Here is a 24,686-nt window from a genome sequence, read left to right on the forward strand (position 1 = left end):
GGCATGGCGGATTGGAATGGCTGAAGTATGGCGCGGCGACAGTTCCGCGTGTTTAATCTGGACTTAATCATCCATTAATCCATGCCTGCATGATCACGACCGAAGACCTGCGTTTCTTCCTCAGCCTGGCAGCGACCCGCTCGCTGGCCGAAGCGGCGCGCGCGCTGGACGTGACCCCGCCTGCCGTCACCCAGAGACTACACACGCTCGAGAAGCGGCTGGGCGTCAGGCTGGTCAACCGCTCGGGGCGCGGCACCGCGCTGACCGACGAAGGCCGGCTGCTGGCCTTGCGGGCGGAACAGATCTGCGGCGAGCTGGGCGACCTGGCCGACGAACTGGCCGGACGCCGGGACGTGGTGGCGGGCCATCTGCGCGTGGTCGCCCCCCTGGGATTCGGCCAGCGCTACATCGCCGGGCTGGTCGCCGAATTCCGCGGGCAGAACGCGGACGTCACGGCCAGCCTGACGCTGTCCGACGGGCCGCCGCGGCTGGCTTCCGACGACTGGGATGTGATGGTCCATATCGGCGAGCTGCGCGATTCGACCCTGGTCGCCTACCCGCTGGCGCCCAACCGCCGGATCCTGTGCGCGTCGCCCGCCTACCTGGCGCGTCGCGGTGCTCCCGCCAAACCCGAAGATCTGCGCGCGCACGACTGCATCGCGCTGCGTGAGAACGATGAAGACGTGACCTTGTGGCGCTTCAAGCACGGGCGTGGCCCGGCCGTGGGAGTGCGCATTGCGCCGGCGCTGTCGAGCAACGCAGGCGAAACCGCCGTGGAATGGGCGCTGGCCGGGCACGGCATCATGGTGCGGTCGGAATGGGACGTGGCCGCGCATCTGCAGGCGCGCGCGCTGGTGCCCCTGCTGCCTGGCTGGAGCCTGCCGTCGGCCGACGTGGTGGCCCTGGTCAAATCGCGCCAGGAACTGCCCGCGCGGACGGCGGGTTTCCTGGCTCATCTGCGCGCCGCCTTTGCCGCGGCGCCCTGGCGCCGCTAGTCCAGCATGGCCTCCGCCTCGATCTCGATCAGCCATTCCGGCAGCGACAGGCCGCTGACGATGACCCAGGACGACGGCGGGGGATCCTTCTTGAAGCGGTCGCGCAGCGCCTGGGCGATGACTTCCTGATCTTCCCTGGCCGTTTCGCAGATGTAGATGCGCAGCATGATGACCTGCGCCAGCGTGCCGCCTGCCGCAGCGAGCACGCGCTCGACATTGTCCAGCGCGGCCTCGGTCTGCTCCTGCAGGCCCGGCCCCGCCGTGCGTTCGTTGGCATCGACGCCAACCTGGCCGGACAACAGCATGCGGCGCTGCCCCGTGACGATGACGGCCTGGCTGAAACCGTATTGCACGGTGTTGGGCACGGTATCGGGATTGACGACGGTTCTGGACATGAGCATCTCCGGGCGGCGCGCCTGAACAGGCGCCGAAACCGCCATTCTATCGACGTGCCGCCTCAGGCGCCGGCACGTCCCGCCACGCGGCCGCGCCCGGCCGGCAAGGCAGCCAGCAGCACGATCGCCCCCGCGCAAACCGCCGTCCAGAACCCCGCGCCCACGCCATGGTGGTCGACCACCCAGCCTGCCAGCGCCGCGCCCGCCGCGACGCCCGCGCCCAGACCGGTCACCAGCCAGGTCAGCCCCTCGGTCAGACGATGGCCCGGCACGCTGCCTTCCACCAGCGCCATCGCGATGATCATGGTCGGCGCAAAGGACAGGCCGGCCAGCAGCACGCCCAGCGCCAAGGTGAGCAGATCGTTTACCAGCAGCAGCGGAACCGTCGTCAACGCCGTGACCGCCGCCGCAACCACCAGAAGGCGGGCAAGCGGCATCTGAAACTTCAACACGCCGAACACCAGACCCGCGACGCAAGAGCCCAGAGCATAGGAGGACAGCACCAGGCTGGCGCCGGCCGGGAAGCCCTGCTGGCGGGCGAAAGCGACGCTCAATACATCGATGGTGCCCACGATGACGCCCATGGCGGCCATCATTGCAAGCAGCGATAGCATGGGAGGCATACGCAGCACCGACGCCTGGCGCCCCTCCTGCCTGAACCGCACCGCGGGCGCCGTGGCCCGCTGCAGGACGAAGGCCGTGACGCCCACCGCCAGCAGCAAGGCGGCGAACAAGGGGCCGGCCTGGGGAAAGAACAGCACGCTCAGCCCGACGGCCAGCGGCGGACCGACAATGAAACTCAGCTCGTCGGCCACGGACTCCAGCGCATAGGCGGTACGCAACTGCGGCTGGTCCCTGAATATCTCGGTCCAGCGCGCGCGTATCATCGCCGGCATGCTGGGCAAGGCGCCCGCCAGCGCGGCGAAGAGGAATAGAGTCCAGTCGGGCGCTCCCCATTGCACGCAAGCCGCCAGGCCGACCAATCCCGCGACGCTCAGGCCCGCCGCCACGGGCAGCACCCTGCCCTGACCGTGGCGATCCACCAGACGGGAAATCCGCGGAGCCAGCAAGGCGGTGGCCAAGGCGAAGGTGGCCGCGACGCCGCCCGCCAGCGCATAAGCGCCGCGCACTTCGGACAGCATGGTAATGATGCCTATGCCGATCATGGGCAACGGCAGGCGCGCCACGGCGCCAGCCAGGACAAAACCCAGGGCGCCGGGCGCCTGGAACAACTCGCGATACGGATTCGACACCGGAAACCCTTGAATGGCATGGACAGCGGCATCGTATTCACATACGATGCGTATGTCAATTTACATACGCACCGTATGTCTTTGGAGAGGAGCATGACGCGTTCCCGCGCCGAGATGATAGAAGCCACCCGCGCCAAACTGCTGGCCACGGCCCGGCAAGCCTTCCGCGAGGCCGGCTACGCGGCCACGTCGATGGACGATTTCACCGCGGCGGCGGGATTGACGCGGGGCGCGCTGTACCATCATTTCGGCGACAAGAAAGGCTTGCTCGCGGCGGTGGTCGAACAGATCGACGGCGAAATGGACCAGCGCCTGGCCGCCATCGCGGCGCGGGCGCCCGATGCCTGGAGCGCCTTGCGCGGACGCTGCCGCGCCTATCTGGAGATGGCGGCCGAACCCGAGATCCGGCGCATCGTGCTGCAGGACGCGCGGGCGGTGCTGGGCGCGGCGGCGGACAGCTCGCAGCAGCAGTGCATTGCTTCGCTGGGCGCGCTGCTGCAGACGATGATGGACCAGGGCGTGATCGAGCAGGCGGCGCCGCAGGCGATAGCGCGGCTGATCAATGGCAGCCTGGTCGAAAGCGCCTTCTGGATCGCGCAGGATTCCGCCGATGGCCCGCGCTTGGCGCAGGCGTTGCAGGCGCTGGACCTGCTGCTGCGCGGGCTGCGCAAGTCCTGACCACGGCCGCGAGCATGGCTGCGGCGCCGCGATACGGGCGTTTGCGGTTGCGCCCAGGCATGCGTATTATCCAATATAAATCTTGTTTAAATAATTTCTCTCGAAGGCGGAAGACCGCGTGAGTACCGGCACAACCCATGTTTCAAGCGCGTCCTGGGCAGATCTGCTGCATGGGACCAATGCCCTGCGTTCCATCGCGCTGGCGGGCGGCGTGGCGTTGCACGCCATCAACGTCTACATCGTCACCACCATCCTGCCCAGTGTCATCAAGGATATCGGCGGACTGGAGTACTACGCCTGGAACACCACGCTGTTCGTCGTGACGTCCATCGTCGGGTCGGCGTTGTCCGCCCGGTTGATCGAAACGCTGGGACCGCGCGCGGCCTATCTGCTGGCCGTCGCGGTGTTCACCGGGGGTTCGGTGGTGTGCGCGCTGGCGCCCAGCATGCCCATGCTGCTGACCGGACGCAGCATCCAGGGCCTGGGCGGCGGCATCCTCTTCGCGCTCAGCTATGCCTTGATCCGCCTGGTGTTCGAAGCGCCGCTCTGGTCGCGCGCCATGGCCCTGGTGTCGGGCATGTGGGGCGTCGCCACCCTTTGCGGTCCCGCCATCGGCGGCGTTTTCGCCCAGACCGGGCACTGGCGGCTGGCGTTCTGGGCCTTGCTGCCCGTTGCCGCGGGCCTGGCCGCGATCGTGGCCCTCAAGGTCGGCGGCAAGGAGTCAGTCCCGCCGGCCCGGCCCAGCCCCCTGCCCCTGACCACGCTGGGTCTGCTGGTGGCCAGCGTGCTGGCGATCACGCTGGCCAGCCTGTCGAAGGATCTGCGCTGGAACCTGGCAGGCATTGCCGCCGGGCTGGCCATCGCCGCGCTGATCGCGGCGGTGGACAAGCGCGCCGCGAAGCGGCTGCTGCCTACCGGCGCGTACTCCATCGCCACGCCCTTGGGCGCGCTGTATGCGGTCATGTGCCTGGTGGTGGCCGCCATCACCACTGAAATCTTCGTGCCGTATTTCCTGCAAGTGATCCATGGCATGACACCCCTGGCCGCCGGCTACATGACGGCGGCCATGGCGGCGGGCTGGACTCTGGCGGCCATGCCCAGCGCCACTCGCAGCGGCCCGGCCGCCAATTTCCTGGTGCGGCTGAGCCCGGTTGTGATCCTGGCCGCGCTGGCAGCCCTGGCCTGGATGACGCCGCGCGCAACGCAGCTGCAGTCCTACCCTGGCCTGGCGGTCTATGTGCTGGCGCTGGCTGCCGTGGGTTTCGGCATCGGCCTGAGCTGGCCGCATCTGCTGACGCGCATCTTCACCGCTGCGCCTGCCGGTGAAGAAACCTTGACCTCTTCGTCCATCACCACCGTGCAGCTTTATGCGACCGCGTTGACGGCGGCGCTGGCGGGCGTCATCACCAACAGCGCGGGCCTGGCGGATCCGGGCGGCGTGGCGGGCGCGCAGCATGCGGCGCAATGGCTGTTCGCGGCGTTCGCGCTGGCGCCGGCCGGGGCCCTGCTGTTGCTCGGCCGGATCACCCGCAACCACGCGCCAGGGGCCATCCAGAAATAGGATTCGACCGGGCCTGCCAGTTTCCGCCAAAGGAAGGATGGAAGGCCCGGGCAGCTTTTGCTACGCTGGGCTCCATCTGCAAGGGGTCCTCGCCATGATCAACAGAATCCGCGTGCTGACCGTACAGCCTTCGTCGCTCTCGGCGCGTTTTGCATTCCTGGGAATCGCCCTGCGCTGGACCCTGGGCGCGACGCCCCGTCCCACCCGCCTGCTGATCGGACCGCACGATCTCGAGCCGGTGGGTTCCGAGGCCGCGTTCTGGCAATTCGCCTTGCGCCATGCGCTTGTCGGCCGATCCTTCCTGGTGACGCGCGGCGACCGCTGGGACTTGGCAGCGTCAGTGGACGGCGACGAAGTCCGCGCTTTCGGCCGCAAGTTCGCCTTGCGGCAATGCCTGTTCTGACTCGGCCGGCGCGGACACTGGTACGCTTACGCGCCCGCCAGTACGGAAAGGACCCGCCATCTCGAATCCCGGCATTACCGTCATCCATATCAACGGCCCGATCAACAGCGGGAAATCCACCGTGGGCGCCGCCTTGGCCGCCCTGCTACCGGCTGCGCGCTTCGTCGACGGCGACGACCACGACGCCCCCAGCCATCTGCCATACCCCGAGCAGTGGGCGCTGGCATTGGCCCGACTCGCCAATCTGATCGCTACCGCGCAGGACCGCTATCTGGTCATCGCCTACCCCTTGGAGCAGGACAGCTACGAACAGATCCTGGCTGCGTGCCAACAACGTGGCGCCCTGCTGCGGGTGGTGACGCTGGCACCCACGCTGGCAGCCGCGCAGTCGGACCGGGGCGGACGCGTACTGACCGAATGGGAGCGCCAGCGCATCGCGCAGATGTACCTCGAAGGCTATGCCACGCGTCCGTTCAGCGACCTGGTACTGGACACCTCGGACACAGATGCGCAATCCAGCGCCCGCCAGATTGCGCAGTGGCTGGGTAGATAGCCAGGGCCAGCAATATTGACGGGCTCTAGCGCGCCGGCTGGCGCTGGTACTGGGCATCCGGTGCGCGGCCGCGCAGCAGCGACTCCGGATGCGCTTGCAGGTAGTCCGCCAGTTCGCGCAGGGACCGCGCGGTGCGCGACAGTTCCTGCAAGACCGCGTTGGCATTGAGCGGCAGGCCGGCGTCGGGACTCAGCACGCTTCCCACGGCAGCCAGCGATTTGCCAGCCTGCCGCAGCATGGCTTGCGCCTCGGGCGCGAGGCGGGTATCCAGCCGCTTCATCAAGCTGGAGGTGGCGCGCAACAACTGGCCCAGATCGGCCCCCAAGCCTTCGAACGGCACCCTGTCCAGCTTGGTCAGGATGCTGTTGATCTGCTGCTGCAGCTGATCCAGGTTGTTCGGCACGGTAGGAATGAAGGGATCCTCTTCCATCTTGAACGACACCGGCTCGGCCTCCGGGAACACCGCCAGTGCGACATACAACTGGCCGGTCAGCAGGTTGCCGATGCGCAGCTGGGCGCGCAGGCCCTGTTTGATCAAGGCGGCCAGCAGCTTGCCGTTGGGATGCTCCAACGTCGAGCCCGAATATTCCTTGATTTCCTCGACCGTCTGCGCGCCCAGGCGTTCGGGATAGACGGTGGCGCCAACCAGGGCGTAGAACTGCTTGATGGCCGGGTCGAACTCCAGGCGGATAGAGTCCACCTGGCCGATAGCCGCGCCATAGGCGTCGATGGGCGCACCTACCACCAGCCCCCGCACCGACTGGTCAAAGCGCATGCGGATATGCAGCGGCGCGCCATCGGGTTGCGCGCGAGCCGCGCCTTCCGACGGAAAAATGGTGAACTCCGTGTCGGCTTTGGCCGTCACGTGCGCGTGCCGCTCGATGGTGTCGAACGCGACGCCCCCCACGATTACCGACAGCAGAGATTGCGAACGCACCTGCAGGCCGCGCGCATCGACACTGAAGTCCACGCCGCTGGCGTTCCAGAAGCGCGTGGCGCTGTTGACGAAATCGTCATTGGGCGCGTCGATGAATACCTGCACATTGACGCCTTCGCCGCTGCTGTCCAGGTGGTAGGCCACCACCTGCCCCACCGCGATGCGCCGGAAGTAGACGGGTGAGCCTATGTCCAGCGAGCCCAGGTCGCGGGCCTTGAGGGTGTAGCGCTTGCCGGCGCGGTCCTGCGGCACTTCGGGCGGGGTCTCCAGGCCGACGAAGCTGTATTTGGTGGCCCGGCTCTCTCCCTCCTGGCGGAACCGGTCGGACGGGTCCACGCCGATATACGCCCCGGAGAACAAGGTGCTCAGGCCCGACACGCCGCTTAGCGTCAGCCTGGGCCGCACCACCCAGAACACGGTCCCTTCCTGCAGCAGGCTGCCGGCTTCCTTGTTGATGCGCACGGTTGCGACGACGCCCGAGCGGTCGGAATTCAAGGCCACGCGCTCGACCACTCCGACGTTGACTTCCTTGTAGCGGACCTGGGTCTTGCCGGCCTCCAGCCCTTCGGCGGTCTGGAAACTGATGGTTGCCGTGGGGCCCGCCTCCATCCAGACGCGCACCACCAGCGCCAGCCCGCCCAAGGCTGCGATGAGAGGCACCAGCCAAATCCATGACAGGCGACGCCTTTTACGGCTTGCTGCAGGCGTGCTGGCGGTGGCGGAGCCAGACTCAGGCATGGGAGATGTCCCCTGTTGTACGCATTGGACTCGAGGGCAGAACGCTTTCAAGAATCGCCCCCGAGCGCCCGACGCGCAAGTAAGGGTATTCCCGAAATCGGCGCGCCAGGCGGCCATGCACGCGGACGGATTCACGGGTAGGATAAGGCCCCCTAAAGTAGTAGTAGGAAGTACCCGTGACTATCGAAATTCGTCCGGCCGTCGCTTCGGATGCGGCCCAGATCCATGCCTTCATCACCGAGCTGGCCGTGTACGAGCGCGCCGCCCATGAAGTGATCGCCAACGCCGACGATGTCGAGCGCACCCTGTTCGCCGCTGACGCGCCCGCCAAGGCCCTGATGTGCCTGCTGGATGGCAAGCCCATCGGCTACGCCGTCTACTTCTACAGCTATTCGACCTGGCTGGGAAAAAACGGCATCTATCTGGAAGATCTGTACATCACGCCGGAGCAGCGCGGCATCGGCGCGGGCCGCGACCTGCTGCGCCATCTGGCGCAGGAAGCGGTGGCCAATGGCTGCGGCCGGTTGGAGTGGAGCGTGCTGGACTGGAACACGCCCGCCATCGATTTCTACAAGTCGATCGGCGCGCTGCCGCAAGACGAATGGGTGCGCTACCGGATGGCTGGAGACGCCCTGCTCAATTTCGCGCAGGGCCGGCGCTAGGCGCCGCCAGCCGACCTGGCGGGATCAGAATTCCGGCAGGTCGAAGAGCGTATACAGGGTCGAACTGGCAACCGGCACGGACGCGAGATGCTCGCGCCCGTCGTCATCCACCAACACGCGCACCGGCCGCAGCGCCACGCTCATGCCGTCCTGGCTGATGGCGGTTTCGACTTCCGCTCCGTCCTTGATGGCCTCGATGACTTCGGATGCCGCCGCCGTCACCGGTTCGGTGACCCAGCCCGGGACGCCGCGTTCGGCCTGGCCCCAGCGCACATAGGCCACATGCCCGCTGACGGGCTCTTTTCGAACGGCGACGATCACATACAAAGACATCCCGGCCTCCCCAATGTTTGGCCCGGATCGTATAACAACTTTGCGCAGCCGTTATGACCGCCAGTCTCAAGGTTCGATGTCGATGGGGGCAAAGGACTTCACCAGGTCGTCCAGCCTCTTCAGCTGGGTCAGGAAGGGCTCCAGCTTGTCCAGCGGCAAGGCGCTGGGACCGTCGCACTTCGCGTTCTTGGGATCGGGGTGGGCTTCCAGGAACAGGCCGGCCAACCCCACGGCCATGCCTGCGCGGGCCAGTTCGGCCACCTGTTCGCGGCGGCCGCCGGATGCCGCGTCCAGCGCCGAGCGCTGCTGCAAGGCATGCGTGACGTCGAAAATGAGCGGCCGGTTGCCGGACACTTTCTTCATCACGCCAAACCCTAGCATGTCTACAACCAGATTGTCATAGCCGAAGCTGGTGCCACGGTCGCACAGGATCAGCTTGTCGTTGCCGGCCTCGGTGAACTTCTCGACGATGTTCAGCATCTGGCCCGGGCTGAGAAACTGCGGCTTCTTGATGTTGATGACGCGCTGGGTCTTGGCCAGCGCCACTACCAGGTCCGTCTGCCGGGCCAGGAAGGCCGGCAGTTGCAGGATGTCGACGACCTCGGCCACGGGAGCGGCCTGCCAGGGTTCATGCACGTCGGTGATGACGGGCACGCCGAATTCCTTCTTGACCGCTTCGAAGATCTTCATGCCCTCTTCCAGGCCCGGACCGCGATAGGAATGGATGGAGGAACGGTTGGCCTTGTCGAACGAGGCCTTGAATACGTAGGGGATACCCAGCTTGCGGGTGACGCGCTGGTATTCCTCGCCGGCGCGCAGCGCCAGATCCATGGATTCCAGCACATTGATGCCGCCGAACAGCACGAAGGGGCGATCATTCGCGCAGCTGATCGAGGAGGAGATAAACACTTCTGGGGCGGTCATGATGGGTGCATCCTGTGGAAATTGGGCAGTGATAGTGCGTAATGTACAACCTGCCCGCCCCGGTTTTCACGCCGCGTCCCTGACGCGCGGCCTTAGCGGCCCGACAGCATGCGGCGCAGCGTCCCGTCGCGCAGGACGTAATGATGGAAGAGCCCGGCCAGCGCGTGCAGCAGCGCCAGCGCGATGATGCACCACGCCACGGTGTTGTGCAGCCCGCCGATGAAGCGGCGCTGCTCGTGATCGATGGCGATCAGCGTGGGCACGTCGAACAGGCCGAAGAACGCGAACGGCTCGCCCTGCGCCCAGCGGAACAGAAAGCCCAGCACGATCTGCGCCGCCATCAACAGGTACAGCAATCCATGTACGCCCGTACTAGCCGTGCGCAGCCAGCCGCTGGACGCCGGCGGCAAGCGCCTGCCCGCGGTGAGGCGCCAGACGGCGCGCAGCACGAACACGGCGGCAAACAGCAGGCCGAACGAAATGTGCAAGTGCTGCAGCAAGCGCCGCGCGGGTGTGCCGCGCGGCAGGAAACCCCAGGTTTCGGCCAGCGCGAACAGGCCCACCACCAGCAGCGCGGTCAGCCAGTGGAATGCGATGGTGATGCGGTCATAGTGCGCAGGGCCGGTGGGCGCGGCAAAGGAAATCGGTGTGGTCACGGAATACGCTCATCATCTGGAGGCAGGTGTGCAAGCGTATTGACATCGGACTTACGGCGTCCTGATTCCGGGCGGCATCAGGCGTTGCCGGTGTCCGAAGTCCATCTGGCCGAGTAGGTCTGCGGCAGCAGGCTGAGGCTGCCCACCAGCTGTTCCACCCGTTCGTCTTCCTGGCGCATGGAATAGACCACCGCGGTCACTTCGGAGCGGCCGCCGTCGCGCTGCTGGCTTTCAACGCCGCGCAGGCGCAGGCTGTGCTTGCCCAGGGCGTTCAGCAGTTCCGCACGCACCAGGGCTTCGTCCGTGGAAGCGCAGGTCAAGGCGATGTTGTAGTAGCGCTCTTCGGTTTCCGCTTCAGGCACGTAGCGGTCCACCAGCCTGGCGCCGCGCCGCAGCAGCACATTGGTAACCAGGATCAGCGCCGTCACCGCACTGGCTTCGGCCAGGAAGCCGTAGCCGGCCAGCACGCCCACGGCGCCGGTAGCCCAGATGGTGGCCGCCGCGCTCAGGCCGCGTATGGTCAGGCCGTCCCGCATGATCAGGCCCGCGCCCAGGAAGCCGATACCGGTCACGACCTGGCTGCCCAGGCGCATGTCGTTACTGGCGTCCAGCAGCGCGGGCAAGGCGGTGTAGGCGGCCGCGCCCAGCGAGACCAGTGCATGCGTCACCACGCCTGCGTAGTTCTGGCGCCATTGGCGCTCGACGCCGACGGCGGCGCCCAGCAGCATGGCCAGCGCAAGATTGATGGCAATCGTAAATTCGTTCATGGGACCAGGATCAAAGATTTGGCCCCATTATCGCCCGGTGCAAGGCCAGGCTTAGCTGCGTTCCTGCGCCGGATCGCTGACCAGCCGGTAGGCGATGGCGCCGACGATCGCCCCGGCGATGGGCGCGACCCAGAACAGCCACAGCTGCTCCAGCGCCCAGCCGCCCACGAACAGCGCGGGGCCGGTGGAACGGGCCGGATTGACCGAGGTGTTCGTCACCGGGATGCTGATCAGGTGGATGAGCGTCAGCGCCAGTCCGATCGGGATCGCCGCGAAACCGGCGGGCGCGCGCTTGCTGGTGGCGCCCAGGATCACGAAGATGAAGCCCGCGGTCAGCACGACTTCCGTCACCAGGGCGGACACCATCGAGTACTTGCCCGGTGAATAGGCGCCGTAGCCGTTGGCCGCGAAGTGGCTACCCTTGAGGTCGAAACCCAGCTTGCCGCTCGCGATGCAGGCCAGGACCGCTGCCGCCACGATCGCGCCCAGGACCTGGGCAATGACGTAGGGCAGGATTTCCTTGGCGGGAAAGCGTCCGCCCGCCACCAGGCCTACCGTGACGGCCGGGTTGAAATGCCCGCCGGAAATGTGGCCTACCGCGAACGCCATGGTCAGCACGGTCAGGCCGAAGGCCAGGGCCACGCCCGCGAACCCGATGCCCAGCTCGGGGAAACCAGCTGCCAGCACCGCCGCGCCGCAGCCCCCCAATACCAGCCAGAACGTGCCAAAGAACTCCGCTCCGCAACGCTTAGAAAGCGAATACATTTCGACTCCCCCGAAAAACGAAAATGCAACGGTATCGCGGGGCGGGAACGGCGACTTTAAAGCAATGTAAATCTTGACAATTCTTGAGCGCAGCCGGACGTGAACACCCCTGCCGCAACCACGGTAACTTCGCCGCGCGGGCTAGGGGATCGCCCGGACCGGCTAGACGGAAAGGTTCACAGGCTGGAATAGCTTGGCAGAATCGGCTGCGCCGGACGGCATCCGGCGCATGGCCTGCACTGCGGCAACGAATGCGCCTAGCCGTGCACAGGCGTGCAAAGCTCCACCAGCGTGCCGTCCGGACAACGCACATACGACACGACCTGCCCCCAGGGCTTGGGCGCGGGCGCGCTCATTTCCCGAGCGCCCGCCGCAAGCGCTCGGGCATGCGCGGCGGCAACGTCGTCGGTCACGAAAGCCACTTCCATGCCCAGAGGCTCGGCCGAAGCGGAAGCCGCCACATGGCCGCCATGGAAATTCGCCTCGCCTAGTTCATGCGCGGCGAACGACAGCGTGGTCTCGCCGGTTTCCAGTTCGCCGTAGGTCTGGGATTCATGCAGGAAGCGCCTGGCGAATCCGAACGCCTGTTCAAAAAAGGATAGCGATGCGGCGACGTCGGGCACGTAGATGATGGTGTATCCGAATTTCATGGTTCGTCCTGGTCGTGGGGATGGGCACCCTGCCCGTGCGTGCACGGGGACGGGAGGCAGCCGAGGGCATGTTCAGATTGAACCAGATAACTGTTTATTTATCCAGTATTTTATGGAGCACACATATACCGGGCGACCGGTCCCCATCCTAGGCCGCGCTCTCTTCCAGCCCGCTGCTGGACCAGCGGTCCACGTCGCGGATCAGATACAACAGGAATTTGGTGTATGCCACGTCCAGCGCCAGCATCCAGGCGGAATTGTCCTGGCGGGCGCAGGAAGCGCGGATGGCGCAATCCAGCGTCTCGGCCAGGTGGCTGATCGTGGCGCCGGACATCCGGAAGCAGATCGGCGCCAGACAGGAGTGTCTGTGGGCATGCCGTAACGCGCTATCGCGCGCCTGCGTCGTGGCTTGGGCGTTGGCCACGTCGCGCAGCAAGCGGTTCAGGATTTCGCACCAGTCGGCCAGCAGCTCATGCACGGCTCACCTCTCAGGGAACACGTCTGCGTCAGGAAGAAGGAGTACTAGGCGGCGGCGTGCAGCACCGTCACCAGCACGGTGGCATCGCGCACACCCAGCAATGCGTGCGGCTCGTGGGCAGCCAGCGCCATGAGCTGGTCTTCGCGCAATTGGCGGATGCCATCGCGCGATGTCACGCTCACTTCGCCGGTGATGCACTGGATGGTGATTTCGCCCGCCACGGCGTGCTGCGGGAGGCCCTTGCCCGCTGGCAGCACCAATTGCAGCAATTGCATGTGCGCGGTCTTCATCAGGCTGACGCTGACGGCCTCCCCGTGCTCGCGATGCGGGGTGCGCAGATCGATGACATCCAGAAATGCAGCGTGCTTGAGCGCCATGGGAGGCTCTCCTTATCGTGCTGTTTTGGGTGCTGTGTTTGATGCGGCCGAGGCGCCGTATGGAAGGCTGTCTGCCGCGCCTCCTGCTGAGAAGCTTTTACCGCGCCTATCGGCAAGCCTTTGCCGAAGAGCGCGAAGATATATCAAAAATGTGCTTTCAGCACGGGAGGTTATCCCTAAGCGCGAAACCCGTGCCGGCAAAAGAAAAGCCCCCGGCACGGATGCGGGGGGCTTTCAGGGCGCTGTTGGCGACATGCCAGATCAGTACCCAAATAGGGTTGGTGCGAAGGAGGGGACTCTCGAAGCTAGTAATGGCGGGGTTCAGTTCGATTTATGGGGCCATTTTGGGGCCACTTATGAGACCGTGTTCAAACCGTTTTCGTCAACCTCCAATCCGTACATGGACCTGAGCTGCCGCAGATCAACTTGGTACCACGTAGCGACCGACCTAGCCTGCTCAGAAATCAGCGGCCATGTGTGCGCTTTATCAGGCATGTGGTCGGACGTCACAAGCAGTACGGCCATCTTTGAGTTCCTGACGGTGATGGTCGCTCCCTGCCCAATGCGTACGCTCAGATTCATGACCTGCTCGGAGATTTCCGATATCTGACTAAGGTCATTGACTAGCCGCACCGTAACGAACGTCGGTACTCCGCTTGCTGGTCTTAGCATCCCATCGAACACGAGATCCTCAACCTGAACATTCGGCAAAACTGTGGCGCCAGTGACCATCCCCAGCCACATTAGCCCAAGAGTTTTTGCGTCCGATACAGCTCGCAGAGCCGTTTCGAACGACTGCTTGACACTAGGCGTAGCAGCCGCGGGGGAATCGCTGCTGACAGGCTGATCGCGTTGGCGGGGCTGGCCTATCCCCTCGAAACCCTCCGCCGCCCTTAGAACGACCTCTTGCGCTTCCTGCCGCAATCGCATGCGCTGCTCACTCGGCGGAGTCTGACTCGCCCCGAGAACGAACCCTGGCCCTCTCAGTTCAGCGCCATCTTCGATACGCGTCGTGACAACCGTGAATAGGGCACTGATGGTCTTTTCAAACCGGAGCAAAGCCCACGCAATCAGTCCGACCCATAACAGGGTTTGCAAGAAAGCCGACACTCCCCTCTCCTATCATCGCGACGACCGAGTGTAGCTGTATGTTACGCGAGGGCCAACCATGTGCAGCCACTATCAGACACTGAAGGATGCCGAGTACCTGCTGAAGAAATTCGGCGTCCAACCTCCCGCGCGCCCCTATTCCTACGACATGCGGCCAGGCTTTGATGGTCTATTCGTCCGACGGCCCGACGGAAGAGCCGGCCGGGAAGCAGTAGTTGGTCATTGGGGCCTGGCACGGCGCGGCACCAGAGTGTCGCCCAAGGTCTCGACCTTCAACGCGCGCTCCGACCGGCTTGAGTCGGCGCGCACATTCCAGGAGGCTTGGCAGGCCGGCCAGCGCTGCATCATCCCGGCTGACGCCATATTCGAGCCAGACTGGCGGCAGAAGTATCAGATCTCTACCCGCTTCACACGAAGCGACGGCGCCCCACTCGGTTTAGCTGGACTCTGGGATATCGCCGTTGATGCCGGTGGCGATCCGATGGAGACCTACACCATGATCACCGTCAATGCCGACGACCACGCGCTTTTCAAGCTCTACCACGGGCTCAAGGACGAGAAGCGCATGGTGGTGCTGTTGCCCGACGATGCCCATGACGCGTGGCTTGACGCGGATCCAAGCCAGGCCATGGCCATGCTGCGCGGCGCGCCAGCGCAGGCGTGGACCGCCACCCCGATGCCGGTAGGGAACGCGACGAATCTGTCACTGTTTTAGACGGAATATACTGGATATTCAACCAGTTTTTTCCGCCATGCCGTTCAAAGACCCGCTCACCTGCGCCGACCTCCGGGCCATCCGGGAGCGTCAGCCCTGGAATCCCGATGTCCTCACCCTGCTGTGGGAGGTGAAGCGCCTGCGCGCGGCCCTACTGCGCATGCACCAGGTGTCCTTTGAACTGAAGCGGCCTGCGGGCCTCATGGGTGGAATCTACGACGACCTGCTGGCCGGCCTGGCCGTGGAGCCCTGTGTGCTGGAGAAAGACCAGATGACCATGGAGCTCCTGGAATCCCCGCGCAAGCTGCGCAAGGGGATGGCGCCGCGCTAGGCCAGGTAGTCCCGCCACACTATTGCAAGCGCTACGCCCCGTGCGCAATACTGACCTTCCCGTGATCTTCTTTTGGAGGGTATAGCAATGCAACGCGACGACATCCGAAAGTTGGGCGCCAAAGCGGCCCGCGAAGGGCTGAGCTTATTCGATTGCCCCTACTACGTAGCCTCCGCGATGCCAGGCCACACGGGCGAGGCTATCCAAGAATGGCGCGAAAAAGTCGACGCCTGGGAGGCTGGATGGACGCAGGAGAAAGAAGTTACAAGACCCCCGCCGAGTAGCCGCAGCCACCCAACAGGCCGACGTGGCATGTAAGTCTTAAGCATGCGCCCCAATGCGGGGCGCACCTGCTAGATTGTTTCACTCCGCGGAAGGATCGCGCGTAAACGTGCGGCGATAGTCTTCAGCCCGCGCTAGAGTCCGATAAAACTGGCCGCCCACACCAACCAGTTCGTGAGTCTCCTCCACGGTCAACCTCGCCTCTATCCGCTCCAGCACTGCGGCATAGGCATAGATCACCTCCGTCCAATCTCCGAATCCCAAATTCTCGGGGCTGGCAGTCGCAATCATCTTAGATACAAACTCGTCCGTATTCACATCGATCCCCAAGAGTCCCTGCAGCGAGCAGCAAGATTCATACCCAGGGTAGCACTGGAAATACAACCGAGCTAAGGGTCCGGGTCCCCGTCCGCTACGTCTGGCATGGTCCAAGACTTGGAATCGCCGCGCAAGCTGCGCAAGGGTATGGCGCCCCGCTAGAGGTTGCTACGGCTGATCTCGCCGAGCCTTGCATCCCGTACCCGCTTAAAGAGCTCAGTGATGCGCGCATCTAGCGCCCTTCGACGCCGAGTTTCTAACTGAAGGCGGCGCAGCTGGATGAAGAGCACAATACAGGCGACGGGAAATGCCATTGCGGAAAGAAGCAAGACCTCAGCGAGTTGAAAGTGCTCATGCTGAATTACAAGGATTCGGATCAGCGCATAGGCATCCGTGCCCACCAAGACCTGATAGCCGACAAATAAATATGCCACGGTGAGGAATACGACCTCCCCCCAACCCTCCCATACTTCTCCGGCTCTAGTCCAATCGCGCGCACGAAACATCGCCTTCTCCCATATGGTGTAACCAATTGATAGAGGGATTTCGTGACGCTATCACAATATCGGGACGGCGGCGCGGGTATTGTCGTCATGCCTTCGATCTATGACTATTTATGCATTTTGCTTCGTCGCCCTCTCGATCAAGTTACATCACTATGGACGCAGTGCGTCTTAGCTCCACTCGCACGTCACTGGAGTGCGAGCACGATCCACAACGCCCGCGAGCGCCTCAACCCAATCGACACCGCGGGCGGCGGGCCCGGCCCTTGCACCTTGTATGTTGGAGTCCGACCAGATGACGGCCGATCTGCTGGAATCGTCCTCCAAGCCAACCAGGTGCGTTGTCTCGTGCTACAGCATCTTGTCCCGGTCTTGCTCGGCCCTAGACGCACCGATCGCGCTCTCTACCTTCCTGACTTCTTCGGGCGGAGGCAGTACGGCAGGGAATCCCAGCGCCTCAATCCACAATTCACGAGTCCACCCCATTGTGTGATAAAGATGGTGGTCTTCGTCTTTTTCCACCGCCTCATAGGCCTTTTTGAGAGTCTTCGCCTCTGCGCCTGAGAGCTTATCAGCCACTAGACCGACCAACTCCCAATTCTGGTGGTCCTTCGTTTCAGCAAGCACCACGCATTCCGCTGCCACAATCTGCGCTGCCGCTGGGTCACCGCCAGTCTTCGCGAGCTCGATGGCAGCGACCAGAGACTGACCATGGTGTCTAACTACTTTGCGTCCAGGTGATTCCTGATTCGGATCCAAGCCCAGTTCCTCAAACACCGTGAGCAAGACCTGCTTGTGCGTAGTCGTCTCTTCCAGGTACTCCTGCCATTCTTTAGCGAGATCCTCGTTCGTGGCACAAGATAGTGCCGCGGTGTAGACCTGGATCCCGCCCAGTTCCGTTTCCAACGCCTGATACAGCAGCTCCTGAATTCTTGCAATGTCACCCTTCGTTTTGGTAGCCATACGGTTCTCCTTCATGGATTTCGGTGTGTACATCCAACCCCTCTCCGCAAATAGCGTGCCCACCCATCGCCCAGCAAACCATTTGCCCAAGCCCACGCGCCTCGCACTGACGGCTCGCATCTGTTGTTTACACAACTCAGCCGCTGACCATCCCTGCACGCAGACGAGAGATTAGGCGGGGAGCGCCAACGCCAGAGCACGTGGGGTGCCCATGCACTGCGAGTGACGCGGTGGCCCTTGCTTGATCAGGCGCTCGCGCCCGATCTTGCGCAGCCCCAATAGCCGGCATGACACTTGCTGCTCCCTTCTCGTCGCAGCGCTCTGTCGCCTGGGTAGTGCATGTCCCGGCGATTAAAGGGCTGACGCCATGAGCGGGCGGCCATCCCGCAGAGCGCTGCGGCATAGGCGCGCGTTGCCAGATCGCGCGACCCTTTGGCGCCCGCCTTGCGCGGGCGTTCTTTCATTCGTGGGCGCTCCGATCGAACGCGCCCACCTGCAGAGGAACCGTCATGCCGAAGCTACCCTTTCACGCTGAATCCGATAACCTCCGCCGCGACGGCCAGCCCACAGTCGACAGCCCGCCTACAGAGCAAGAGAACCCCGACCCTGACACGAACTCTGGCTACCCAGCTGGGGGAAAGGAGCTTCCTGAAGGCGAGGACGCGTTCGGTCGTGACCGTAAAACACAGGAACAAGCCGGGAAGGCTCCGCCTAAAGGGAGCACTCGCGGTCGCTGAGGTTCAGGCGGCGGTGCATTCACGAAGCTGCGGAGGGCGCGGGGCGGCTTGCATGGTGTCCTTGCATCAAGCCCTAATTTCGTTCGGTAACAAGGCTGGACACTCAAATACATGGAGTCCATCGTAAGCCGTAGGCCACATGCCTACTAGGAGGTACGAAATGGACGACATCCATCACCGAGCTGGTCGAGAAGCTGCAAAGTATGGCGTACCCCTTTCGGCTTGCCCGCTCATGAAGGCAGCCAATATGCCTGCCCACATAGGCGAGGCACCAGGCAAATGGAACGCCAAATTGTCAGCGTGGGAAGCAGGCTGGAAGGAAGAGACCGCGGCGCGACTCGCTGACCTTAGGCGGCGAACGCAGCAATTGCTCAACGACTGAGCATTAAGTCTGCTAGGGCCTCGCCTGGAGCGCTTTGGCCCAGGCGTCGCCCTCTCTCATTCCGTCGATGACTCCATCAGCGTCTCTTGCCAACGCAGCATATTCGTCCGTGCACGCTTTGAGAACGTCCCAGGCTCTGGTAGCGGCTTGTTCAGAGAGGCCGGCGCGGGCGGCAGCTTGGGCGGCTCGGGCACGCTGGGCAACGATGGCGTCCCGCAGGCTGTCAGCAGCGCCAGCAGCGGAATCGCGCTCAGCATTCGATAGGCGGATGGCTTCATTGGCATTCTCCAGGCGGCTCGCATATTCGGCCGCCATTTCCTGTTCCTGGCGCCGGTACTGCGCCTCGATCTGGCGGGCGTTGGCTGCCGCCTCCAGTTGCGTGCGGGTGACGCCGGCCGCCTCCCGGTGGGATCCATACCAGGCCACGCACAGCCCAGAGACCGCCACCAAGGCCGCCCCGATCAGGTATGGCGCCGCAGCGCGCAGCAGCGGGTTCATGCCCGCCCCCTCCAGTCGCGCGGAATTTGGAAGTGCGGGCCATCCTTGAACGACTTCCAGTCCCCGCCCCACTCCACCGGCACGCCCAGTTCCGCGGCACACGCCTTGACCACAGCCGCCAAGTCAGCAAAGGCCTGCCAGTCGTTCCACGGAATCGCGCCTCCCACCAGCGGCGCCAGGTCGACGGCATGGCCGAGTCCGTCCGCTTGCGGCAAGTGGCAGCTGGCCATCGTCTGGCTGGCACCGCGCGCGACGTATTCGCGCTGCTGCGCGACCGTTCGCACACCCTCCACCACGGTGAAGTCCACCGCCGTACGCTGGATGGCCAGTCTCACGACCTCGACCAGGTCGGGGTGGACGCCGACCAGCCGCGTCAGGCTTCGCTGCGACAGTTGAAATCCGCTCATTTCGGATCACCTCCGAACTTGAAGGCAATCAGCCTGCGAGCAGCCAGCTCCAGCACCTGTTCGCCCAGAATGCCCAACGCAGCGCCGGCGCCCAGCGTCACCGGCATAGGGGCGTCCGGGAAGGGGATGTAGATCAAGGCTGCCACAGTGGCCACTGCGCTGCCCAGGATCGTGCGCCCGATCACCACGCGCCACGAAAGACGCTCCGTGCTTGTGAGTGCGCGGCCGACTGCAATCAGCGCACCGATGCCCGCCAACCAGGCAAGGTTCTTTTCCCAATCATTCATGAGGTTGCCTCACTCCAATCACAGCAGACGATGCAGCCGAAGGTCATACGACAGCCCGAAAGCACGCCCGGACAGTCCCGCTGAGTCCATGACGATGTTGACTAGCACGTATTGACGCCCGTCCGAGTCGGTTGCGAACGTGGCACTCGATATATCGAGCGAGAGATTTTCATTGGCCTGTCCCGAAAGCGTGGATTGCTGTATCGGTGTCAGAGGGAACAAGCTATTGCTGCCCGGAGAAGATCGGCTTGAGATGAAGTTCCAGGTCTTGCTCCGGGTGCTGAATCGGCCGGCGGCGTTGTGGCGCATGGAACCGTGCAGAGTCAGGTAGCCCACGATTTCATCGGGCTGTTCAATGTCGGCAAACGTGTCGAGGTAGATGACAAACGACGTATTGGCAGGCGTGTTTCCGGTTCCGATGGCCACCGGCCCGCGCGCCTCTGCGTACCCCCCGACAGCGTCCACAAGTGCGAACGGCAGAAGAAGGGTCGGATTACCCCCTATCACTCGCGGCGCGACCAGTGGCGGTCGCACAATGCGCGGCGCATTCTGCATCCACTTCTTGCCTGGGAGGCCGTCTCCCCCAATCCGCATGCCCGGGCCGATCTCGAGGTTTGTGATGTTCCCTCTAGAAGTCAGGGACATCCCCATCACCGGCATCGTCAGGTGCGACACGCGCACGTTTCGCCCGAAATTGACGGCAAAGCACGGCAGCGTCGTCCGCAAAGGCGCGCGCCACTTCACGTAGTGCGCATCGAAATCTGCATCCCCGTACAGGTACAGATACTCGGGCTTCAGCAATATGGATTGGAACTGCGGCAATTCCGCCGTGTCGTCCGCCAGAGTTTCGATGGTCCCATTCTGCAACGAGCCGCCTATCGTCCGCAGGTTGGCCAGCCCCGTTTCGCGGCGGCAGGCGACATTCGAAAAATGGACGTTGAAGGAAGGATGCGCGGAGACGGCCGAATTGCAATCACTGGCGTCCACCCCGTCCACGTAGAGGCCCGACGACCAGTCAGCGGCCTCTACCGTGTGGCGGCAAGCGTTGGCGGTGATATTGGTTGCTCGCACATTGCGCGTGGCGCCGTCCAATATGACCGGATAGGACATGCGAGTAAAAACCGAATCGGTAGCGACAGCGCCGAAACAGCGGTTAAACGAGATGCCGACTCGGTAAATGTTGGTCGCAGTATTGAAGGGCGCCGGCCCCGTGATGACGGGGCTTTCGATCGCCACATCCTGGCACCCCCGAATTTCGATCAGTACGCGCGGCGTGGCGTCCGAGGATATGACCAGGTGCGGGTTGCGCAGGGTAAGGCGTTTCGGCTTGTACGTCATGACCTGGAGCCCTGCATCGCCCGGCGCGTAGCTGAAATTCAGCCCTTCTTCGAGCAATACGTAATCCGTGCCCGTGAACCCCTTGACGCGAATGCAGTCCTTCTTCGTGTCCACCCATTCGGTGGAGGGCGCAACCGTCGTCTCAACATAAAGCAGGTCGCCCACCTCAATGCCGGCCACCGAGTTCAGACGAATCGCCCCGCCGCCCCGCTGCACCGCCTCGGTCACGGTGCGGCCGCTCACGCCCACGGGCGATGCGATCGTGATGCGAGCCGTATCGCCAAACGTGATTTGGTTGCCCCCGAAGTCGATCACGCTATCCCGCGTCAGCGTGATGGTGCGGGAGCCCTGAAAGCGATAGCCCGCATCGGTCCGGGGGAAGAATACAGAGGGTGCCGCAACCAACGCGTTTGCCAAGGCAACGCCAGACTCAGCTGTACCGTTGCCGTCCGCACCGTATCGAAGCGCTGAGCCGGCGTCAGATTTCCTGACCAGATCTAGCGCATCTTGGACGTTGCTTGATCCGTACCCAATCATCACGGACCCGGAATCACCACTACCGGCGGCCTTCGCCAGTTCCTGGCGCAGCGCAGCGTCACCAACCGCCACGAACTTGGACGACTCACTCGCCCACACCCCGGTGGTGGTGTAAGGCAGGCCAAGACCTTTAGAAGCCCGATAGAACTCTCCATCTTTACGAAAAATATGATTCAAGCTGGAGATGTTCAACCCAGGCCCATACTCGCCAAGCACGTCATAGCCAGATGACAGCAAGAACTGCTGGAATCTTGCATGGGAATCTGCCAACACCTTGGCATAGTTGGGTTTGGGTCCACCAAATCGCGTATCGACAACCGCCGGCACATCGTCATTCACAATTCGTTGAAGATCCTGTGCATCGTCTGATGCGTTCCTTAGCTGCTGAATAGAGATCGGGTCAGTTGCCATTTGAGAGCCCATAAAAAAACCCCGCCGTGGCGGGGTAAATCTGATTCGTTTTGCCTAAACAAAGTCGCGATCGTTCTGGTAATAGCGACTGTCATAGTTGATTGCGGTAAGTGGGATAGTGCCGTCGTCATTCGGCGCACCCTTCTCATCCACCAGGAAGGCCATCGCCTCACGAGGGCTATCACCTTCGCCAATGATGTACGCCGTGGGGTTGTAGCCGTCCCCTCGAAGAATGATCGGCGTGCGCGGCTCGCGCTCCAGCAGCGCGAAGCGGGGTCCGCCACCCGACTGAACCACCATGGACTCCACCGAAGCATCACTGCTCTGCAGGAAGATTCGATATGCCTTTCCCGACTTCCAGTCGAATGGCTGAGACAGCTTCACTAGTCGGCCGTCATCGTCCGCAACATCGACGATCTCGCCGTCGCTGCTCTGGCCTCTCGTGTTATCCGCACATCTGATTCTCTCCGTCACCGCGAGCAAGTTTGCCTCTGGTAAAGCGTCGAACTCCGTGGCCACATCCTGGTACTGAAGCTTGTTCCACGCTCGATGGGCATGGATATGCGCCTGCTCGAGAATCCGCACCCCAACCGACTCGATGCGCTTCGGGTTGACGGCTGAGCGGTCCTCCGGCAAGTAAATGGTGACCGGCGAATCATCTTCCGGCCGAATCCACTGGTACTCAAGGCCATCATTCTCGACCGTGCTGCCCTCCGTCCGCCGCTCCGATCCCGGCAGCTTATTGCGGTGATTGAATAGCAGCGTCGCATCCTCGGTGGCGCGCTCGAAGAACAACCGAATCACGCTACCGCGGCGATACGCCCGACAATAGACGGCCTCCGCGATCATCGAAAGCGTTTCTTCAAAAGAGAGGTTATCGCTGTCGATGGTGTAGTTGAACTGAGCGACATCCACGCCGAAGTACTCCCGGATTTCCTGGGTCGTGTTGTAGATGTTGTCGAAATCGACTTCGGCCGGTGAACGGTTGCCAATCAAGGCATCAAGACAGATGGCCGAGATGATATCGGCCACGTCGTTTGTCGGATAAAGCTCGCTCGTGAACGTTGCTCCAGAAACCCTCTTCGGAAGCCTTCGTGTCACCAGCAGATTCAGCTTTCGCTCCTTGACCGCAAGAGCCCCATCCGTGGCAAACGTCACGGACTGCACCGTGGTGACATCGCCGAAATGCGCTTGCTCCACGGCGGAGCAGACGTACAGATCGCGCCATTGGATCTCATCAACCACAGTACCCTCAAATTCCGTATCGGAATTCGTCAGGCGGCGCTCTCGGAATTGCCACCGCCGGCTTGGCTCGCCAGGCAGTTCAGCCTCAAGAGTGTCCGCCCGCACTGCCCGCGTAACGGCCGAACCGCGGATCGTCCGATCGAACACATGCACCGGGCCATAGGGCTCATTGTTCGCGTCAACGCGCTGCGCCTCCATGCGGTAGACAATGTCCCTTCGGTACTGCTGGCGCCCGTTGTCCTTGTATAAGCCGCCCAGCGCCACGGTATTGGCGATCACCCGAGAAATGGGCTGAACGCTTTCAACCGTCAGCCACCCGACCCAACGCTCGCCTGTCGTACTGATGGTCGGATTGAGCAAGGTTGACTGCCCCCCATACTCGTTCGCCATCGTGGTCCAGCCCGCATTGACCGCTGCGGGGTTATCCAACGTCAGGAGGCCAGCAGTGACCGTGTTGACAACGTACTGACCGGACAGATCAAACTGCACAGTGCCCGATGGCCGCGTGAGCGTGGGCGACCCCGTGACGGGCGTCAAGGCTAATCTGAAAGCGCGCCATGCGCTGGAATTCTGGCTGACATCGAGCCTGATGACCGTCAGATCGCGCAGAGCGTCGTAACTCACCGCAACAACACCGTAAATTCCCGTCACGTTGCTGCTCGCGGTATACGGTAAATCGCTTCCTCCACCCGTAGAGTCCGTCCAGCTCACGTAGCCATTGGACACAGTAACAATCTGCCCGGCCGCCCACTCAGCCAGGTGGTTACCCGTAAAGGAGGCTTCACCCCATGCTGTTGGAGCCCCTACGTCCGACCGGAACGTAACGTCAGCAGGTGGCGTATAGGAGAAAGTGCCCTGAGTCTGCGCCGCGTTCTGTATGGAAATCACGTCGCCGGCAATGAACAACTCCGCAAAATCAATGCCGTCATCCTGCGAGACAACCTCATTCGGAGATCGGAACACAATGCCTCGACGAATCACGCTGCCGTAGTCTTGGGGTTGAAGCGTCTGACCATTAACGCTGTTAACGCGCTTGGAAGCAATGACTCGCTGATTGATTGTATTCCCGACGCGCAATTGCGGCGCATGACCACTGTTCGGTGAGGTGAATGGCGCATACACCTCCACAGACGCACCAGGAATCTGCGAAATCATGGTCGTGTCGTCGCGCGCATCATGCAATTCATACGCGCCACGGCCAATGCACATGTACGCGATCTCTTTCTCAACGTGGTTCTCGAACACCTTATAGGGCTGGGCCAACAGGTCAGGGGTCGAGCGAACAGTCCCATAAATGTCGGGCACCCGGCCGTTCACCCGCGCGCGATTGGTACGCTCCGAGAGTCCATTATTCGGAGACTCTTTCTGTACATTCCGAGCTGTAGCGTTCGGAGGCTCCGGCGCAAGGATGGAAGCGAGGATCATCGACGCCGTTGATACTGCAATCGACGCAGCGATGGCCATCCAGGTTCCTGGATCTCGCGGAAACACCTCCAC

The 24,686-nt window shown here is 63.2% G+C and carries 28 protein-coding genes; 10 read left to right on the forward strand and 18 right to left on the reverse strand.

From position 1 onward, the window contains the following. Positions 1-89: 89 nt before the first annotated feature. On the forward strand, positions 90-995 hold the full coding sequence (locus AXYL_RS19735; protein WP_013394615.1) for a LysR family transcriptional regulator: 906 nt from the start codon (positions 90-92) through the stop codon (positions 993-995). Here the strand turns inward: AXYL_RS19735 and AXYL_RS19740 are convergent. Further along, positions 992-1,390 carry a RidA family protein gene (locus tag AXYL_RS19740; protein WP_013394616.1) on the reverse strand — a complete coding sequence of 133 codons (399 nt, stop codon included), beginning with the start codon at positions 1,388-1,390 and terminating at the stop codon, positions 992-994. The two genes, AXYL_RS19735 and AXYL_RS19740, sit on opposite strands and share 4 nt — an antisense overlap. Positions 1,391-1,452: 62 nt before the next feature. Beyond that, the gene (locus AXYL_RS19745; protein ID WP_013394617.1) at positions 1,453-2,643 is read right to left on the reverse strand and encodes an MFS transporter; all 1,191 of its coding nucleotides are present in this window, start codon (positions 2,641-2,643) and stop codon (positions 1,453-1,455) included. 93 nt (positions 2,644-2,736) lie between these two features. Between AXYL_RS19745 and AXYL_RS19750 the strand changes: the two genes are divergently transcribed. From AXYL_RS19750 to AXYL_RS19765, 4 genes are all read left to right on the forward strand, one after another. Next, positions 2,737-3,321: a TetR/AcrR family transcriptional regulator gene (locus AXYL_RS19750; protein WP_013394618.1), complete on the forward strand. Its 585-nt coding sequence runs from the start codon at positions 2,737-2,739 to the stop codon at positions 3,319-3,321. Between the two features lie 118 nt (positions 3,322-3,439). Next, on the forward strand, positions 3,440-4,882 hold the full coding sequence (locus AXYL_RS19755) for an MFS transporter (protein ID WP_013394619.1): 1,443 nt from the start codon (positions 3,440-3,442) through the stop codon (positions 4,880-4,882). 94 nt (positions 4,883-4,976) lie between these two features. Next, positions 4,977-5,285, forward strand: a complete 309-nt coding sequence (locus tag AXYL_RS19760) for a hypothetical protein (RefSeq protein ID WP_013394620.1) — start codon at positions 4,977-4,979, stop codon at positions 5,283-5,285. Positions 5,286-5,406: 121 nt separating this feature from the next. Further along, positions 5,407-5,838: a hypothetical protein gene (locus AXYL_RS19765; protein ID WP_013394621.1), complete on the forward strand. Its 432-nt coding sequence runs from the start codon at positions 5,407-5,409 to the stop codon at positions 5,836-5,838. Positions 5,839-5,863: 25 nt separating this feature from the next. Here the strand turns inward: AXYL_RS19765 and AXYL_RS19770 are convergent, their stop codons facing one another. Continuing rightward, positions 5,864-7,513 (reverse strand): intermembrane transport protein PqiB, encoded by a 1,650-nt coding sequence (locus tag AXYL_RS19770; protein WP_013394622.1) that lies wholly within the window; start codon positions 7,511-7,513, stop codon positions 5,864-5,866. A 176-nt stretch (positions 7,514-7,689) separates the two neighbouring features. On the opposite strand from AXYL_RS19770, the gene AXYL_RS19775 reads away from it, so the two are divergent. After that, the gene (locus tag AXYL_RS19775) at positions 7,690-8,175 is read left to right on the forward strand and encodes a GNAT family N-acetyltransferase (protein ID WP_013394623.1); all 486 of its coding nucleotides are present in this window, start codon (positions 7,690-7,692) and stop codon (positions 8,173-8,175) included. Between the two features lie 24 nt (positions 8,176-8,199). Here the strand turns inward: AXYL_RS19775 and AXYL_RS19780 are convergent, their stop codons facing one another. From AXYL_RS19780 to AXYL_RS19815, 8 genes are all read right to left on the reverse strand, one after another. Further along, entirely contained in the window at positions 8,200-8,508 is a 309-nt protein-coding gene (locus AXYL_RS19780; RefSeq protein ID WP_013394624.1) for a hypothetical protein, read from the reverse strand. A gap of 66 nt (positions 8,509-8,574) precedes the next feature. Further along, entirely contained in the window at positions 8,575-9,432 is an 858-nt protein-coding gene (gene kdsA, locus AXYL_RS19785) for a 3-deoxy-8-phosphooctulonate synthase (RefSeq protein WP_013394625.1), read from the reverse strand. Between the two features lie 92 nt (positions 9,433-9,524). Then, complete coding sequence (locus tag AXYL_RS19790) at positions 9,525-10,088, reverse strand: cytochrome b (RefSeq protein WP_013394626.1); 564 nt, start codon at positions 10,086-10,088, stop codon at positions 9,525-9,527. Between the two features lie 77 nt (positions 10,089-10,165). Continuing rightward, positions 10,166-10,855 (reverse strand): MgtC/SapB family protein, encoded by a 690-nt coding sequence (locus tag AXYL_RS19795; RefSeq protein WP_013394627.1) that lies wholly within the window; start codon positions 10,853-10,855, stop codon positions 10,166-10,168. 51 nt (positions 10,856-10,906) lie between these two features. Continuing rightward, positions 10,907-11,620 carry an aquaporin Z gene (aqpZ, locus tag AXYL_RS19800; protein ID WP_013394628.1) on the reverse strand — a complete coding sequence of 238 codons (714 nt, stop codon included), beginning with the start codon at positions 11,618-11,620 and terminating at the stop codon, positions 10,907-10,909. Between the two features lie 257 nt (positions 11,621-11,877). Continuing rightward, the gene (locus tag AXYL_RS19805) at positions 11,878-12,270 is read right to left on the reverse strand and encodes a VOC family protein (protein ID WP_013394629.1); all 393 of its coding nucleotides are present in this window, start codon (positions 12,268-12,270) and stop codon (positions 11,878-11,880) included. 148 nt (positions 12,271-12,418) lie between these two features. Then, the gene (locus tag AXYL_RS19810; protein ID WP_013394630.1) at positions 12,419-12,748 is read right to left on the reverse strand and encodes a hypothetical protein; all 330 of its coding nucleotides are present in this window, start codon (positions 12,746-12,748) and stop codon (positions 12,419-12,421) included. A 44-nt stretch (positions 12,749-12,792) separates the two neighbouring features. After that, positions 12,793-13,125 (reverse strand): hypothetical protein, encoded by a 333-nt coding sequence (locus AXYL_RS19815; protein ID WP_013394631.1) that lies wholly within the window; start codon positions 13,123-13,125, stop codon positions 12,793-12,795. A gap of 1,168 nt (positions 13,126-14,293) precedes the next feature. On the opposite strand from AXYL_RS19815, the gene AXYL_RS19825 reads away from it, so the two are divergent. The 3 genes from AXYL_RS19825 to AXYL_RS35440 all read left to right on the forward strand — a co-directional run bounded on the left by AXYL_RS19825 (position 14,294) and on the right by AXYL_RS35440 (position 15,599). Then, on the forward strand, positions 14,294-14,950 hold the full coding sequence (locus tag AXYL_RS19825) for an SOS response-associated peptidase (RefSeq protein WP_013394633.1): 657 nt from the start codon (positions 14,294-14,296) through the stop codon (positions 14,948-14,950). Positions 14,951-14,987: 37 nt separating this feature from the next. After that, positions 14,988-15,281: a hypothetical protein gene (locus tag AXYL_RS19830; RefSeq protein WP_013394634.1), complete on the forward strand. Its 294-nt coding sequence runs from the start codon at positions 14,988-14,990 to the stop codon at positions 15,279-15,281. Positions 15,282-15,368: 87 nt separating this feature from the next. After that, complete coding sequence (locus AXYL_RS35440) at positions 15,369-15,599, forward strand: CrpP-related protein (protein WP_013394635.1); 231 nt, start codon at positions 15,369-15,371, stop codon at positions 15,597-15,599. A gap of 45 nt (positions 15,600-15,644) precedes the next feature. On the opposite strand, the gene AXYL_RS19835 is transcribed toward AXYL_RS35440, so the two are convergent. Both AXYL_RS19835 and AXYL_RS19845 read right to left on the reverse strand, forming a co-directional pair. Beyond that, positions 15,645-15,881, reverse strand: a complete 237-nt coding sequence (locus tag AXYL_RS19835; RefSeq protein WP_041655761.1) for a hypothetical protein — start codon at positions 15,879-15,881, stop codon at positions 15,645-15,647. Positions 15,882-16,735: 854 nt separating this feature from the next. Further along, positions 16,736-17,347 (reverse strand): hypothetical protein, encoded by a 612-nt coding sequence (locus AXYL_RS19845; protein WP_013394638.1) that lies wholly within the window; start codon positions 17,345-17,347, stop codon positions 16,736-16,738. 897 nt (positions 17,348-18,244) lie between these two features. Here AXYL_RS19845 and AXYL_RS34900 point away from each other — a divergent pair. Beyond that, a complete protein-coding gene (locus AXYL_RS34900; protein WP_148260615.1) occupies positions 18,245-18,466 on the forward strand; it encodes a CrpP-related protein in 222 nt (73 codons plus the stop codon). A 12-nt stretch (positions 18,467-18,478) separates the two neighbouring features. On the opposite strand, the gene AXYL_RS34085 is transcribed toward AXYL_RS34900, so the two are convergent. From AXYL_RS34085 to AXYL_RS19870, 5 genes are read right to left on the reverse strand one after another with little or no spacing between them, the layout of a single operon-like run. Further along, entirely contained in the window at positions 18,479-18,964 is a 486-nt protein-coding gene (locus tag AXYL_RS34085; RefSeq protein WP_013394639.1) for a hypothetical protein, read from the reverse strand. Further along, positions 18,961-19,371 carry a M15 family metallopeptidase gene (locus AXYL_RS19855; protein WP_013394640.1) on the reverse strand — a complete coding sequence of 137 codons (411 nt, stop codon included), beginning with the start codon at positions 19,369-19,371 and terminating at the stop codon, positions 18,961-18,963. Before AXYL_RS19855 ends, AXYL_RS34085 begins: the two co-directional genes overlap by 4 nt. Beyond that, positions 19,368-19,658: a phage holin family 2 protein gene (locus AXYL_RS19860; protein WP_013394641.1), complete on the reverse strand. Its 291-nt coding sequence runs from the start codon at positions 19,656-19,658 to the stop codon at positions 19,368-19,370. The genes AXYL_RS19855 and AXYL_RS19860 overlap by 4 nt, the downstream gene beginning before the upstream one ends. A gap of 18 nt (positions 19,659-19,676) precedes the next feature. Then, positions 19,677-21,944, reverse strand: a complete 2,268-nt coding sequence (locus tag AXYL_RS19865; RefSeq protein WP_148260616.1) for a hypothetical protein — start codon at positions 21,942-21,944, stop codon at positions 19,677-19,679. Positions 21,945-21,998: 54 nt separating this feature from the next. Then, entirely contained in the window at positions 21,999-24,653 is a 2,655-nt protein-coding gene (locus AXYL_RS19870) for a host specificity factor TipJ family phage tail protein (RefSeq protein ID WP_041654013.1), read from the reverse strand. Between the last annotated feature and the right edge of the window lie 33 nt (positions 24,654-24,686).

The organism is Achromobacter xylosoxidans A8 (genome assembly GCF_000165835.1).
In the GTDB taxonomy this organism is placed as follows: Bacteria; Pseudomonadota; Gammaproteobacteria; order Burkholderiales; family Burkholderiaceae_B; genus Achromobacter; species Achromobacter xylosoxidans_B.